Annotated in this window: 13 protein-coding genes; 9 read left to right on the top strand and 4 right to left on the bottom strand. The window is 45.2% G+C overall.

The genetic code is table 11. The features are described from left to right. The first annotated feature begins 9 nt into the window (after nucleotides 1–9). Both OCV37_RS05425 and OCV37_RS05420 read left to right on the top strand, forming a co-directional pair. Nucleotides 10–1641, top strand: coding sequence for a methyl-accepting chemotaxis protein (locus OCV37_RS05425; RefSeq protein WP_038178459.1), 1632 nt, complete (start codon nucleotides 10–12; stop codon nucleotides 1639–1641). A 253-nt stretch (nucleotides 1642–1894) separates the two neighbouring features. After that, nucleotides 1895–2959, top strand: coding sequence for a peptidase M42 (locus OCV37_RS05420; protein WP_038178458.1), 1065 nt, complete (start codon nucleotides 1895–1897; stop codon nucleotides 2957–2959). A 1191-nt stretch (nucleotides 2960–4150) separates the two neighbouring features. On the opposite strand, the gene OCV37_RS05415 is transcribed toward OCV37_RS05420, so the two are convergent. Beyond that, entirely contained in the window at nucleotides 4151–4534 is a 384-nt protein-coding gene (locus OCV37_RS05415; protein WP_261888130.1) for a hypothetical protein, read from the bottom strand. A gap of 158 nt (nucleotides 4535–4692) precedes the next feature. On the opposite strand from OCV37_RS05415, the gene OCV37_RS05410 reads away from it, so the two are divergent. After that, nucleotides 4693–5292 carry a hypothetical protein gene (locus OCV37_RS05410; RefSeq protein WP_038181662.1) on the top strand — a complete coding sequence of 200 codons (600 nt, stop codon included), beginning with the start codon at nucleotides 4693–4695 and terminating at the stop codon, nucleotides 5290–5292. Between the two features lie 186 nt (nucleotides 5293–5478). On the opposite strand, the gene OCV37_RS05405 is transcribed toward OCV37_RS05410, so the two are convergent. Continuing rightward, complete coding sequence (locus OCV37_RS05405; RefSeq protein ID WP_038181665.1) at nucleotides 5479–6237, bottom strand: SDR family NAD(P)-dependent oxidoreductase; 759 nt, start codon at nucleotides 6235–6237, stop codon at nucleotides 5479–5481. Between the two features lie 87 nt (nucleotides 6238–6324). On the opposite strand from OCV37_RS05405, the gene OCV37_RS05400 reads away from it, so the two are divergent. From OCV37_RS05400 to OCV37_RS05380, 5 genes are all read left to right on the top strand, one after another. Beyond that, nucleotides 6325–6870 carry a TetR/AcrR family transcriptional regulator gene (locus OCV37_RS05400; RefSeq protein WP_038181668.1) on the top strand — a complete coding sequence of 182 codons (546 nt, stop codon included), beginning with the start codon at nucleotides 6325–6327 and terminating at the stop codon, nucleotides 6868–6870. Nucleotides 6871–7226: 356 nt separating this feature from the next. After that, entirely contained in the window at nucleotides 7227–8636 is a 1410-nt protein-coding gene (locus OCV37_RS05395; RefSeq protein ID WP_051680565.1) for a poly(ethylene terephthalate) hydrolase family protein, read from the top strand. Nucleotides 8637–8870: 234 nt separating this feature from the next. After that, entirely contained in the window at nucleotides 8871–9170 is a 300-nt protein-coding gene (locus OCV37_RS05390; protein ID WP_261888129.1) for a hypothetical protein, read from the top strand. A gap of 173 nt (nucleotides 9171–9343) precedes the next feature. After that, nucleotides 9344–9643 (top strand): hypothetical protein, encoded by a 300-nt coding sequence (locus OCV37_RS05385; protein ID WP_261888128.1) that lies wholly within the window; start codon nucleotides 9344–9346, stop codon nucleotides 9641–9643. Between the two features lie 596 nt (nucleotides 9644–10239). Further along, entirely contained in the window at nucleotides 10240–11118 is an 879-nt protein-coding gene (locus OCV37_RS05380; RefSeq protein WP_261888127.1) for a HEPN domain-containing protein, read from the top strand. An 88-nt stretch (nucleotides 11119–11206) separates the two neighbouring features. Here the strand turns inward: OCV37_RS05380 and OCV37_RS05375 are convergent, their stop codons facing one another. Further along, entirely contained in the window at nucleotides 11207–11614 is a 408-nt protein-coding gene (locus OCV37_RS05375) for a hypothetical protein (protein ID WP_038181741.1), read from the bottom strand. Between the two features lie 9 nt (nucleotides 11615–11623). Beyond that, nucleotides 11624–14044, bottom strand: a complete 2421-nt coding sequence (locus OCV37_RS05370) for an EndoU domain-containing protein (RefSeq protein ID WP_261888126.1) — start codon at nucleotides 14042–14044, stop codon at nucleotides 11624–11626. Between the two features lie 195 nt (nucleotides 14045–14239). On the opposite strand from OCV37_RS05370, the gene OCV37_RS05365 reads away from it, so the two are divergent. After that, a complete protein-coding gene (locus OCV37_RS05365; RefSeq protein ID WP_038181733.1) occupies nucleotides 14240–15106 on the top strand; it encodes a HEPN domain-containing protein in 867 nt (288 codons plus the stop codon). The last annotated feature ends 18 nt before the right edge of the window (nucleotides 15107–15124 follow it).

Here is a 15124-nt window from a genome sequence, read left to right as displayed (position 1 = left end):
GAAATAGACATGTTATCAAGAATATCAATCGCCAGAGCGATGCAATGGGGCTTTGGCATCGCCATCACGATGGTCTTTGCTTTGGGGATCTACCTGATTGTCGTCATCAGTAATGTACGCGAGCACTTCAATACCCTTGTGACCCACAATTTACAAGTGCAATCCGTCCTTTCGGATTTGCGTTTCTATACGGTGACCTACCGTCGTTTTGCCTTGGATTACGGCCTGACCACCAGCGTCAGTGCCCATCAAGACATTCAGAAAACTATCGATGAAAACGACAAAAAAGTCGCAGCATCACTGCAACGTTTCCGTGGCGTAGCCGATACCGCAGAGATGAAAAGCTTTATGGAAACCGTGCAAACTCGGATTAATGCCTATCGTGATATGCAAAACCACTACCTCACCTTGATTGACCAAGGTGAAATCGATAAAGCACGCGTGGAGATGTTAGGGCCGATGCTCGCACCTTTTAATACCATCGTTGATTCTCTGAGTGACTTGCAAGAAACATTATTAAAGCAAGGTATCACCATGAAAAATCAAGAATCGAGCGCAATGGAGCGTGCCATGGTAATTGAAGCGATTGTTGGCGTAGTCTTACTGCTGTTTTTGATCATTTTCGGTGTCTTACTGACCCGCAAAGTCAACAAGCCCTTGAGTGTACTGATTGAGCAAATGAATGCGGTAGAAAAAGGAGACTTGCGCACTCGTTTAGCATTAACCCAGTTTGCTGACGATGAATTAGGACGCGCCGCACATTCATTTGATCAGATGCAACAAGGGATCTATCGCTTGGCCGAAGGCGTGCAGCGAAACACTCAGATTGTCGAGAATGCCAGTCAGACCATGTTGGAAAGAATGGCCAATACCACACAGCGCCTCGATCAGCAGAAAAGCGAAATCAGCACAGTGGCATCAGCGATGTCGCAATTGCAAGCGAGCTTTGCCGATGTCGCTCAGCATACGGTAACAGCCGCCCAAAGCGCAGCGGATGTCAAAGGCCATGCAACCAACAGCCAAAACGTTATCCAAGCATCGCTCAACCAGACTGAATCACTTTCCGGGGCGATTGCTGAAGCCTCAACCGTGACTCAAGCGCTGAAAAATGACAGTGCGGGCATTGAAATGATTTCGCAGGTTATTCGCAACATCACAGAGCAGACTAATTTACTGGCGCTCAATGCTGCTATTGAGGCTGCCAGAGCCGGAGAAGCAGGCCGAGGTTTCGCAGTGGTTGCCAACGAAATTCGCTCCTTAGCACAAAAAACGCAAGACTCTATTGATGAAATCAATCAGACCATCAATGTCATTCAAAATCATGCAGCACAAGCCGTAAACACCATGGCTAACAGCCAGACGCAGATGCAATCAGGCCTCGAAAAAGCCCGCAGCAGCCAAGAAAGTATCGGGCATGTCATGACCTCGGCGACAACCATTGATGGCATGAGTCACATGATTGCCGCAGCAACCGAGCAACAACTGGATGTGGCGAAAGAGCTGGCGCACAGTATCCATGAAATTCACCAAATGTCTCAGGATATTCACCGCAGTGTACACGACACAGAAAAACTCAGTGAGGAACTCAAATCCACGAGCCGAAGCCTAAGCGAGGTGTCTGCACGCTTTCAGCTTGCATAAAGGCGTTCAATGCCGAGCTTATCGGGACACACACCCTAAATCCATCGCGACACCACTTTGAATCACACTCTGATGACGCTTGCATCTCTGCAAGCGTCTCTTCTATTGATGCGTCACAAACGCGCAGAGCCCCCAATAGTCAGTCGCTATTGAAAGATATGGTTAAAAAATAGTTACAAAATTATAAAAAGAGTATGTTATTTAGTGAATTCAGTTTATAAAACAAAAGACTCTCTCTTGATTGGAGCGCTATATGCCCAGTGATCATTTTATCGACCTGCTTAAACTGCTGATTCGTGCCCCAAGCGTTGTGGGTGCAGAGCATTCTTTTTTTCGTGTTCTACAACGTGAGCTGGAAGAGCGCGGCGCAAAAGTGACTTGGTATGAGGGGCTATTGGTCGCTCAGGGCAGTGACCCGTTCAGCACCATGTTTTCTGCCCATATTGACCGGCATGGTTTGGTCTGTACCGGCCCCAATGAGTTCCAGTACGCCGCGTTTGTATCGGCGAACCGCACAGATTTGCTGAACAACTCGGTGTCGGAAGAACTCATGACAAAGGTGACAGAGCGCTTCAACCATGAAGAAGTCTACGCCTACGAACCTTGGTCAGGCATGTACTGTGGCAAAGGCATCATCAATAGCGCTTACGTGTGTGAATTCCGTAACAACTTAATTTTTGAGACCAAAGGATTAGAGAGCGTCGTGGCCGGTACCCCGATTGCATTCAATGACCAATTACATCAGGTCGATAATCGCTTAGAAGGCCAGCTCGATAATGTCATTTCAGCCGCAGCGCTGGTCCACCTTTTTGAGCATGGCTTTAAAGGCACCGCCTTCTTCACCGCCCAAGAGGAATCCGGTAAAAGCTGGCGCTACTTACTGGAGTGGTTCCGGCGTTTTGGCGGCTCCACGAACCGCTTATTTGTGGTCGATACCAGCCCATTCCCGAACATTGAAGCCGCCAATCAGCAACTACTGGTTTTAAGAGAAAAAGACGCCAACGCAACATTTAATCAAGAAAGTACCCAGCTGCTTGAAAGCCTATGTGTGGAAAACAAGATTAGCTACCAGTATAAAAACCGCTATGTCGCAGAAGAAAATGCCAAGCGCGCCGAACAAGGATTACCACCGACATCATTAGGCAGTACCGAGCTTGGCCGGATTATTGCCGCATCCAATGGCTTGGTGGACGGCACCACGATCCAGATACCGACGATTGGTTACCACACCATGCATGAGTCTGCCTCCGTAGCGTCCGTCGATGCTTTTATCCGTATGCTAAAAGTAGTCGCCAATATTGAAGCAATGACGACATGAAACAATAAGAAATGGATTCGCATCCTATTCAAGTTTTTTGTTAGGGAATCGCTGATTGTGCGGCATATTTGGGAGCCGGAGGCTAAGAAGATAAAATTATAATGCGGGTGTTTGGTGCGCAATGACTTCCCTGATCACATTACCATCTCCGCCTGCGCCCCAGGTACTTTTTCACAGCAGAAAAAGTACCCCAAAATGCTTAGGGTTTGAGTTTAGTGCACATAATCAGGGTCGGATTGATTCGCATCCTGCTCAAGCAATCCTGAAAATTCGTCCTGAATTTTCCCCCTGAGATCATCGGTCAATTTGGCTTCGCTTTTAAAATGTTTCACTCCATTCAAATCAACCGCCAAACGAGGAAAACCATTCACGGATGAATGGTTAGGCTTTTCCGGGCAGGACGCCCGTAAAAGCCAGTTCTGGAAAACACACGCCCAAGCCAAACAAAAAAGATTTTCTGGTTCGTCTTTCATCTCTGAAAGATGAACTGGCGCACTGAGCACCGATGTCACTGAAATTGAACAACGCAATTGTGCGTCAAATCTGGAAGCCGGAGGCTAAGAAGAGAAAACTTGTAATGCAAGTGTTTAGGGGGAGAAATGGGGGCTCTGTGGTTTGGTGCGCAATGACTTCTCCGATCTCATTGCCATCTCCGCCTGCGCCCCAGGTACTTTTTCACAGCAGAAAAAGTACCCCAAAATGCTTAGGGTTTGAGTTTAGTGCACATAATCAGGGTCGGATTGATTCGCATCCTGCTCAGGCAATCCTGAAAATTCGTCCTGAATTTTCCCCCTGAGATCATCGGTCAATTTGGCTTCGCTTTTAAAATGTTTCACTCCATTCAAATCAACCGCCAAACGAGGAAAACCATTCACGGATGAATGGTTAGGCTTTTCCGGGCAGGACGCCCGTAAAAGCCGGTTCTGGACAACATGCACCCAAGCCAAACAAAAAAGATTTTCTGGTTACGCTTGCATCTCTGCAAGAGTAACTGGCGCACAGAGCACCGATGCCTCTGAAATAGAACAACGCAATTGTGCGTCAAATCTGGGAGCCTGAGGCTGGAAAGATAAAATTGTAATGCAGGTGTTTAGGACGCAATGACTTCTCCGATCTCATTGCCATCTCCGCCTGCGCCCCAGGTACTTTTTCACAGCAGAAAAAGTACCCCAAAATGCTTAGGGTTTGAGTTTAGTGCATATAATCAGGGTCGGATTGATTCGCATCCTGCTCAAGCAATCCTGAAAATTCGTCCTGAATTTTCCCCCTGAGATCATCGGTCAATTTGGCTTCGCTTTTAAAATGTTTCACTCCATTCAAATCAACCGCCAAACGAGGAAAACCATTCACGGATGAATGGTTAGGCTTTTCCGGGCAGGACGCCCGTAAAAGCCGGTTCTGGACAACATGCACCCAAGCCAAACAAAAAAGATTTTCTGGTTCGTCTTTCATCTCTGAAAGATGAACTGGCGCACTGAGCACCGATGTTACTGAAATTGAACAACGCAATTGTGCGTCAAATCTGGAAGCCGGAGGCTGGGCGGTGAAATGTTGAGGTTGAGGTTTGGGAAGCAATCAATTTCTCAATTTCACAACCACTACACGTTCAAGTGCGAAAGTCCTATCGCGGCCAATCAGCACAAAATTGATACTAAAATCCTGCATGTTTTTTATAGACTACAATGATAAATGCAACCAGTTGCATTTCGTAATCAAATAAGGAAACGGAAAGAATGAAAAAACAATTACAACTCATGATGGCAGGTACAATTCTTAGCATGTCGATGAACACATTTGCAGGCGAGAGTCAGGAAGGTTATGAAGATTTCCCCAGTACAGTGGACTATTTTTCTTCTCCTTCTATCGACAGTAAATCTGGCCAAAAAACATCTTCATCTTGGAAACAAATGAATGGCAAAGGAACCGGTTGGTATGGGGTAAACGGTGGTATTAATGCCGTATACGGCGCTGGAGACACTGACCGGAGTATCGAAAAATTTCATTATGAAACACCAAGCTGGGGATGGGCAACGTATAAAACTACAACAAAACAAATGGATGGCAAAGGCTCAAAAGACTATTTTTGCCCCAACAATAGTATTATCACTGAATTATATTACGAAGATTCAGGTGATGACAGTATCGAGGCTTTTCGCTGCCTAGAAGTCGCTCAACATACCGTGGAAGGTGTTGGCTGGAAACATGTAAAATATACAGGGGAAACCTATTGTCCGAAAGGAAGCTACCTATCCGGGATGAGCTATAAAGATTATGGCGATGATTATGTAGAACAAATCTATTGCTCGAAACTGGTTAAAAAAAATGATAACTAGATTTTTAATAACCACCGCTAAAGTGCGGTGGTTTGAAGAAGGCGTTCAGAATTCTGTGTCAGCTAATTTTGGCTAAATATCTAAGTGTAATAAAGCATTAGGCAAGGCAAGGCAAGGCAAGTAAAAGTCTCTTTAACAAAATACAAAAGTTTACTTTTTAGAATTAGAATTGATCCGCTACCACTCTTATCTAAAGCCAGGAATCGCGATCCCACCATCAACTAAAATCGACTGGCCTGTAATAAACCGAGCATCGTCTGAACAAAGCCACAATACAGCATCAGCAATATCTTCTGGTTCTCCAAGTCGCTTTAATGCTGAGTGATTCGCTAACGCCGTTTGAAACTCTTGAGGAAGATCAGAAGACATTGGTGTTTTGATAACTCCAGGGGCAATGTTATTAACGCGGATATTTGAGCCTCCCACTTCAAGTGCTACTGCTTGGATCATTGCATCTAAAGCAGCTTTACTTGCAGCATAGACGGAACCGCCAGCGTTAGGAGCACGAGCAACAAAGGAAGAAGTATTCACAATCACTCCTGATGTTTTCGTTTTTAGCATTGCCTGTAATTCCGCTCTAATACAAAGCCAAACTCCTTTTGTATTTACCGCCATAGTTTTGTCAAAGTCTGAAGATTCTAATTCAGTGATCGGCTTCATCTCCCCAAGCATACCAGCGTTATTAAATGCCACGTCTAAACGACCCCATTTATCAACGACTTGTTGGATTGATTTTTCTACATCTGACTCAATTGAAACATCTGCTTGAATGGCGAGCGCTTCCGACCCATTTTTTTCAATTTCATTGACGACAATATTTAATTCTTCTTCACGTCTTCCCAAAATAGCAACATGGGCACCTTCTCTTGCAAATTTGAGTGCTGTTGCTTTTCCTAAACCTGTTCCACCACCAGTAATAACTACTACTTTATTTTTAAATTTCATATTAACCTCTCTTGTTTTTGCCTTTACAATTTATCATTTTTTGTTAAAATGTAAAGAACAAGTTTAAACTAAGGCAAAAGGTGTCCCTTGAAAACAAATAAAGAAGTAATCATTGAAGAAGCTGAAAGTTTATTTATTAAATTTGGTTTCAAGAAAGTCACTATGGGAGATATTGCCAAATCGAGTCAAATTTCTCGGCCTACGCTGTATTCTGTGTTTTCAGATAAACAGACTGTATTTTCCGCATGTGTATTAGAAGTAGTTAAAGAGTTTCAATTAGAAGCTCAGTCGAAATTAAATATTGAAAATAGCATTGAAGATAAATTATGGGCACTACTTTCCATTTTCGTCATTGAACCATTTAACCAATTCTCTAAGTCTGAGGAAAGTTACGACATTCTATTAAATGCAGAGACTTATGCTCCCGAAGAGATGAAAACATACTGGAGGACATTTGAAAAACTTGTGCAAAAAGTTTTAGAAACTGCATCTAATGAAAAAGCGATTGCGCCAAAAGATGCTGCAAAGGTTATTGTCTGTTTTAGCCGTGATGCTCGTAAAAGCTGCAAAAGCCTCCTCGAAATTAAAAAGTTAACCAGAGGGATCATTCAAATGGCCGTGAAAAATGTTTGATGTGGCACATACTACCTTGGAAGTAATCTAGTAAAAAAATGCGCTTATCAGGACACACACCTTAAAGTGCTCGGTATCATCGCTGTTGTGTGTCCTCGATACTCACCTTCAAAAACTGACCTGCCCCGCGAATTTCATCGCATTCAAATATGTACAGTGACACACACTTTATGCATTTCTTGCTACATATATGCAACATCTTTGCTATGTTTGCCTTAGCTGTTGTACATTTTTTAACCAAAGGTATTTTCATACCTGTGTCAATAGCGTGAAAAATGACTCTTTTAAAAAAGTCAAAACTCAGTTGGTTTACCAAAAAATTGTTTACTTGGAATAAGAAACAATAAGGAGACACCATGAAAGACAATCATAAAATCAAAGTCACCTCCATCATGTATATGATAGTACTGATGCTAATGACTTTCGTTGTCAAAGGGGCCTTTGCTGAAAATGCTATTATCAACGGCACGTATTCTTTGATCGTTACCCAAAGTGGCAAGGCGCTGGACACCTCGCAGTGGGGCACCATAGACGGTACGAACATTACTCTGAATGACTATTGGGGCGGTGAATCCCAGAAATTCATCATTACTCCCGTCGACGGAATCTGGCACCGGATCACACCAGTTATCGCGCCAGACCAAGCGTTCGACGTATCCAAATGCAGTCCGAATGTTGGTGCCAATATCCAGACATGGCGCTATGAGGGTGGCGCCTGTCAACAGTTCCGATTTGCTGAAACTGGAAACGGCAATTATCAGATTATTACCCGCGGCACAGACATGAGCCTGAATGTTAATAATTTATCCGAAGAAAACGATACCAACGTCATGCAATCGACCAGCACTGGCAATGAAAATCAGATATTTACACTGCGCCGTCACGCCGAGAACCACATTAGTGGCAGTTGTCCGGATGGAGCCATCTGTCGTGATGAAGAAGCCCCCGGCCTATACGACGAAAAAGGCCCCTATGATGTCAGCTCATACGAGCTTCCCGGTGCCTATGTCAACTTACCGGCAAGAGCCAGGGTATATTATCCCGCCAATGCAGAACCACCATATTCAGGCATTGTGTTCTGCCCACCGTTTATGTCCAAACAGATCGCTTTTGCAGCCTGGGGGCCTTGGTTTGCATCTCACGGTATAGTTCTTGTCACGATGGATACCACCACCATTTTTGACCAAGTGACAGCCCGAGACAATCAGCAATGGCGAGTCGTTAAGGCCCTTAGAAGCGAAAACACCCGTTTGGGCAGCCCTCTCAGAGGTAAGCTGGATACAGACAAAGTCGGAATCATGGGATGGTCTATGGGCGGAGGAGCCTCTTGGATTAATGCGGGCAAACACAGAGACGAACTCGCAACAGTTCTAAGTCTTGCTGGCCACAACATGACCGCCTGGTATAACACTGACATCTATTCCTGGTATTCACCGAAGGAGCTTCTTGATGCCGCTTATGCCAGTGGCCGGTTAATCAAAATTCCAGCCTTGTTACTTAACGGTGCTCTGGATACCACCGTTCTCGGCGGCCTCGGTCAATCAGATGGCGTTTACCGATCAATTTCAAACACCCCCAAAATTCTAGCCGTATTAGGTCTTGGTGGTCATTTTGACTGGGCTTATCCTACTCAGGCAGGTCGAGGTGTGGCAGCGCTCGTGCTCGCGTTTGAAAAAACCTTTTTGGACGGTGATACACGGTGGGCACCTTATATACAAAAACCCTCAGCCCTCATGGCAAAATGGCAAACATCGGATCTGCCATAATGTCTACTGTTAAACCAAAGCATAACAATCAAGACTATCAGGCCATCATGCCAAATGGTGGCTCTGTTGTTTGGGACGCAATGACTTCTCCGATCTCATTACCACCTCCGCCTGCGCCCCAGATACTTTTTCAAGGCCGAAAAAGTACCCCAAAATGCTTAGGGTTTGAGTTCAGTGCACTGAATCAGGGTCACTTTTATTCGCTCCTGCTCACAAAAAGCTTAAAATTCATCCATGAATTTTACCCTGAGATCATCGATCAATTTGGCTTCATTGATTCAATGTTTCACCCAACTAGAATCAACCACTCAACAAAGAAAACCATTCAAGGATGAATGGTTAGGCTTTTCCGGGCAGGATGCCCGTAAAAGTCGGTTCTGGAAAGCACACGGCCACGCCAACAAAAAAGATCTTCTGGTTCGTCTTTCATCTTTGAAAGATGAACTGGCGCACGGAGCACTGATGCCTCTGAAACCGAAAAACGCAATTGTGCGTCAAATCTGGGAGCCGGAGGCCAAGAAGATAAAATTGTAATGCGGGTGTTTGGTGCGCAATGACTTCTCCGAGCTCATTGCCATCTCCGAATGCGCCCCAGATACTTTTTCAAGGCCGAAAAAGTACCCCAAAAGGCCTAAAGTTTAAGTTCAGCGCACTGAATCAGGGTCACTTTTATTCGCTCCTGCTCACAAAAAGCTTAAAATTCATCCATGAATTTTACCCTGAGATCATCGATCAATTTGGCTTCATTGATTCAATGTTTCACCCAACTAGAATCAACCACTCAACAAAGAAAACCATTCAAGGATGAATGGTTAGGCTTTTCCGGGCAGGACGCCCGTAAAAGCCGGTTCTGGAAAGCACACGCCCAAGCCAACAAAAAAGATTTTCTGGTTCGTCTTTCATCTTTGAAAGATGAACTGGCGCACGGAGCACTGATGCCTCTGAAACCGAAAAACGCAATTGTGCGTCAAATCTGGGAGCCGGAGGCCAAGAAGATAAAATTGTAATGCGGGTGTTTGGTGCGCAATGACTTCTCCGATCTCATTACCACCTCCGCCTGCGCCCCAGGTACTTTTTCACAGCAGAAAAAGTACCCCAAAATGCTTAGGGTTTGAGTTCAGTGCACATAATCAGGGTCACTTTTATTCGCTCCTGCTCACAAAAAGCTTAAAATTCATCCATGAATTTTACCCTGAGATCATCGATCAATTTGGCTTCGTTGATTCAATGTTTCACCCAACTAGAATCAACCACTCAACAAAGAAAACCATTCAAGGATGAATGGTTAGGCTTTTCCGGGCAGGACGCCCGTAAAAGTCGTTTCTGGACAACGTGCGACACCGCCAAACAAAAAAGATTTTCTGGTTCGTCTTTCATCTTTGAAAGATGAACTGGCGCACGGAGCACTGATGCCTCTGAAACCGAAAAACGCAATTGTGCGTCAAATCTGGGAGCCGGAGGCTACAATAAGACAAATCAATAAAACCGAACCCCGTCGCATTTCCCTAGACAACACCACTAAAACCATGACAAACAGTGTTTTTTGCCGCTCGCTTCTTTTATCCTATGAACCATTCAATCCACACCGACCAAATATCGCTTTATGAAAACATCTCTCGACCATTTGCCCGAATCCAAACAGCAGGAGCTTGCCACCATATCGACCATTCTGCGCGATACGCTGGAAGACTATCTTCAAGGCAAAACAGCGAGTAAAAGCGAGTTTCGGATTGTGAAAATCATCCTGTTCGGCAGCCATGCCAAAGGCACATGGGTCAACGATCCGGTCAATGGCTATATCAGTGATTATGATATTCTGGTGATTGTGAATAAAGCCGCGCTGGTTGAAGAAGATGTCGTCTGGCAACGCGCCAAAGAGCAGATCGACCGTAAAGTCACTTCGGCACCGCTGGGATTGATTGTCCATGATTTGCAGGAAGTCAACGAGCGGCTACAACAGGGGCATTATTTCTTCAAAGATATCCGCGAAGAAGGGATTGAACTGTTTGCCGCCACCCCAAAACCGCTGGCAGAGCCGGGGGATCTAACCGAAGCAGAAAAGCAGGAAATTGCCCGTAAGCATTATGAACAGTGGTTTGAAAGTGCAGTTCAGTTTATTGCTTTACACCAAGTAACGATGCAAAACCATTGGTTGAAAAAAGCTGCGTTTTTACTCCATCAAGCAAGTGAACATTTATTCGCCTGCACGCTACTCACCTGCACCAATTATTTACCTAAATCCCACAATATCGAAAAACTGGGGAAACTATGCGCCCAAATCGATGCTGAATTTGCAACGATTTTCCCGCTCGACAACAAGTTCCACCGCCGCTGCTTCCGCCGTCTGCAACGGGCATATATCGAGGCCCGATATTCGGAGCATTATGAAATTACGGTTGAGGAGTTGGAATTTCTGGAAAGTGAAGTGCAGCGGTTGAAAAGATTGGTGGAACGGGTTTGTTTGGAGCGGACGCAGAGCTGAAGGCTGGCCCTATCTGGATTTATAAACATGGGTGAGGTACAGAATAATGAACAGTCTCCAGAATGGCTGTTTGTTAAATTCATCATCTCTATCTCTGGTTTATTTTTCTCTCTAAGGAATTAAGCATCATTCTAGTAACATGGCTATCTAACACATCGACTCCGTCAATCACATCTTTCAGCCCATCAAGATCACTATCACTTATATAGTCAAATAGGGAATTTATTGAATCCAGAGCAGCAATCTTCACTTCTAGATTATCATTAATGGCGATTTTCATAAGGATGTTAAATGCTATGGAACTCTCGTTTTCACCTAAAACCTCTGCACATTTAACTAACCATTTTGAGTCACGAAAACCCACAGAATCTTTAAGCATATCCCAGTCCGTATTAGAAAATTTCGACAACATATTTTCTGCGATACTGATCCCTTCATCTGCCCAATAATCAGATGAGAAAAGGGAATTCAAATAATTATCAAACTCTTGAAACATTATATCTCCTTAAAACGTGGAAACATCTGTACAGTTATTTCCACATGGATAACCAGCAGTTACTTTATTACCAACTTTAATAACTTCAATTTTAACCCCATTAACTTCAGACTGATATAAAGTAGCGCCATCTGAAGCTCTTGTAGCTAAAGGTTGACTACGACCCGTTTGCTGCACAGCCGACAATATTTCCCCATCACTCCAGCTTTCAGGAAATAGTGTACTGTTTTTAATTTTTGAAACATTTCCATCATCAAATTGAGTGATAAGTTTCACATTCCTTGTTCCATCACTATTTATCGAAATAGTTTCCACTGCAAAGTTAGGGGTTTCATCACTAATATTCCCACTATGAGCACCAATTAAACGATTTGTTGGATTACCCTTGCTGTTTGTAGCTCGTTGTCCATAAAGGATTTTAGACTCCATTTCAGGAGAAATAACTGTATCCAGCTTACCACTCGCCTGCGCATACTCCTGATACAACCCATCCATTTCTTGCTTCGACGCTTGAGTGATATCCACATCCCAAGCTTTTGCCGTGGCAATAAACTCATCTTTGCTTAATAGTGCGACGCCTTTCTTACCCAACAACTGGGCGATATCCGCTCCTAAACTTGCAAGCCCAATACCAGCTGAAGGGACTCCTGCCGCTGTAAATGCATTATCCCAGACTGCCTGAATTGCCCGCACTCGTTCACTGGTTGACGGATCCCGAATCATATCTGCCACGCCCATTGTCGTGACATTGATCAATGCTCTCCCTAACGCATGATATTGTTCACGATCTGGACCGATGATATCTGACATTCTGGATGTATTATCTTTCAGGAATTGAATCACTTTCGGATCCGTTCCCTGCTGTTTCAGCTTCTCAAGGACATAAGCCATTTTCTCAGAAGCCGCTGCTGGTGAGTTGGCAACACCATCACCGTAAGTCATCAGATAAGTGACATTATCAAGCAATGCATTCATCTGCCCTAATGTCATCTCATTCAAGCGAGGCTCGGACTGCACTAACTGAGAGAAATTTTTGTAGCCGCCATCTCTGACAATCTCAAAATCTAACTGACTCACCGGAACATCTTTAATGGTATTCCAGTTGTTCTGTGTCAGAACCGTACCATTGCCAATATGGTTGTTCACATCTCCCGTATTCAGGTCACCCAACCCAGCATGCTCCAGCGCAAAAGCAAAGTTATCCTCAGCATAGCCACCAATCAGATCGGAATATTCCTCATTCAGTGCCGAGCTTCCTTTGTCAGAGACGGCACCCTGTGCAGTCAACCCATGTGTCACCTCATGGGCTAGAGTTCGCATATAAGCCTGAGCATTTTTCATAGCTGCATCGTTAATCACGATATTGCTGCCGTTTTGCCCCATGTAATGCGCACCACCCATCGATTTATCGACTGCAATCACAAGTGCACTTTCTATACTGATACCGAAGACCTGTGCGTACGCCACCGCGTAATCATTAATGGCCTGCTGTTTCTGGGCTGCCGTTGCCATATTCAGATTGTTCAGACTGACTGTAGATTTACCATTACGGCTGGCAACCAGCATCTCAACATCCAGCTCTTTCTGCACAACGTCAACATGCTCAAGTGCATTACTTAGGCTAACCGAATCTTCCAGTGCGATATCAACCAGAGATTTTCCTGCCAGTTTGTTTCTTTGTATATCCTCAGCAATCTCCTTCCACCCGGCCTCACTCAGCAACCGGTGGTCAACCGTGACATCAAAGTTGCCCTGCTGACGATCCACTGAGTACAGGTCTTTGGTCGTGCTGGTGATATCCCGGTTCAGACGCTCGGTATCATCGCTGTTGTGTGTGTCCTCGATACGCAGCTCGCCCTGTCCGACCGTCGCCAGCGTTTTACTCTTGTGATAACCACTTTGATTGGTGTACTGATATCTCGATGAATTACGGGACGCGTCTATTTGAGTCGCACCATCCTTATCCGGGCCGATACTGACACTCGAGCTGACACCTGCATTGCGGCTGCTGGTATCACGCGTGTTACTCAGGTCGGTATAACTCAGCGTGCCGGTTTCGAGGTGAAGCCGACCGGCGTCGCTGCCGTCTTCGTTAACCGTCGCAATCGTCGCGCCTTTGATATCGGTATTGCCACCCACGGTGATATTGGCATCACTACCGGAAGTGATACGGGTCAGCATGGTTTCCCGGCTATGTGAACGCCCGTTTGAGAAGTTCACTCCGCTATTCACGCCCTGTAAGTTCCCGGCATGGTCAAAACCGCTCACAGCACCACCTTTGCCGACATCCCCACCGGAGAGGCCCACCCCGCCACTGACAGAGCCACCGTGATTGGTGCTGCTGTAACGGTTCTGTACCGAAGCCACATTCAGGTCACCGCCAACGGATATATCCAGTTGCTCATTCGCCGCAACGTCGGCACCGTTCACATCGGCTTATCAGGACACACACCTTAAAGTACGTCATATTTCGGTGCCGGAGGCTACAATAAGACAAATCAATAAAACCGAACCCCGTCGCATTTCCCTAGACAACACCACTAAAACCATGACAAACAGTGTTTTTTGCTGCCCGCTTCTTTTATCCTATGAGCCATTCAATCCACACCGACCGAATATCGCTTTATGAAAACATCTCTCGACCATTTGCCCGAATCCAAACAGCAGGAGCTTGCCACCATATCGATCATTCTGCGCGATACGCTGGAAGACTATCTTCAGGGTAAAACGGCGAGTAAAAGCGAGTTTCGGATTGTGAAAATCATCCTGTTCGGCAGCCATGCCAAAGGCACTTGGGTCAACGATCCGGTCAATGGCTATATCAGCGATTACGATATTCTGGTGATTGTAAATAAAGCTGCGCTGGTTGAAGAAGATGTGGTCTGGCAACGTGCCAAAGAGCAGATCGACCGTAAAGTTACTTCGGCACCGCTGGGATTGATTGTCCATGATTTGCAGGAAGTCAACGAGCGGCTACAACAGGGGCATTATTTCTTCAAAGATATCCGCGAAGAAGGGATTGAACTGTTTGCCGCCACCCCAAAACCGCTGGCAGAGCCGGGAGATCTAACCGAAGCAGAAAAGCAGGAAATTGCCCGTAAGCATTATGAACAGTGGTTCAAAAGTGCCAATGGTTTCTTTGATCATTTCCAGTTCAGTTTAGAAAAAGGGGATGAGAAAATTTCTGCATTCATGCTTCATCAAGTCACAGAAAGGCTCTTTGCCTGTACCCTACTCACCTGCACCAACTACTTACCTAAATCCCACAATATTGAAAAACTGGGGAAACTATGCGCCCAAATCGATGCTGAATTTGCAACCATTTTCCCGCTCGACAACAAATTCCACCGCCGCTGCTTCCGCCGCCTACAACGCGCCTATATCGAGGCCCGATATTCGGAGCATTATGAGATTACAGTTGAGGAGTTGGAATTTCTGGAAAGTGAAGTGCAACGGTTGAAAAGATTGGTGGAAAGGGTTTGTTTGGGGTAGCCTGGAACCGAAGTTCCA

The organism is Vibrio rhizosphaerae (assembly GCF_024347095.1).
GTDB classification, from domain to species: Bacteria; Pseudomonadota; Gammaproteobacteria; order Enterobacterales; family Vibrionaceae; genus Vibrio; species Vibrio rhizosphaerae.
The sequence above is the reverse complement of the archived record's forward strand: the minus strand, read 5'-3'. Positions and strand labels throughout refer to the sequence as shown.

Coding starts and splice junctions, on each gene's coding strand:
- OCV37_RS05375 (WP_038181741.1), bottom strand. CDS start 11,614: ATGTTTCAAGAGTTTGATAATTATTTGAATTCCCTTTTCTCATCTGAT.
- OCV37_RS05390 (WP_261888129.1), top strand. CDS start 8,871: ATGAATTTTACCCTGAGATCATCGATCAATTTGGCTTCATTGATTCAA.
- OCV37_RS05425 (WP_038178459.1), top strand. CDS start 10: ATGTTATCAAGAATATCAATCGCCAGAGCGATGCAATGGGGCTTTGGC.
- OCV37_RS05410 (WP_038181662.1), top strand. CDS start 4,693: ATGAAAAAACAATTACAACTCATGATGGCAGGTACAATTCTTAGCATG.
- OCV37_RS05380 (WP_261888127.1), top strand. CDS start 10,240: ATGAAAACATCTCTCGACCATTTGCCCGAATCCAAACAGCAGGAGCTT.
- OCV37_RS05395 (WP_051680565.1), top strand. CDS start 7,227: ATGAAAGACAATCATAAAATCAAAGTCACCTCCATCATGTATATGATA.
- OCV37_RS05420 (WP_038178458.1), top strand. CDS start 1,895: ATGCCCAGTGATCATTTTATCGACCTGCTTAAACTGCTGATTCGTGCC.
- OCV37_RS05405 (WP_038181665.1), bottom strand. CDS start 6,237: ATGAAATTTAAAAATAAAGTAGTAGTTATTACTGGTGGTGGAACAGGT.
- OCV37_RS05385 (WP_261888128.1), top strand. CDS start 9,344: ATGAATTTTACCCTGAGATCATCGATCAATTTGGCTTCATTGATTCAA.
- OCV37_RS05365 (WP_038181733.1), top strand. CDS start 14,240: ATGAAAACATCTCTCGACCATTTGCCCGAATCCAAACAGCAGGAGCTT.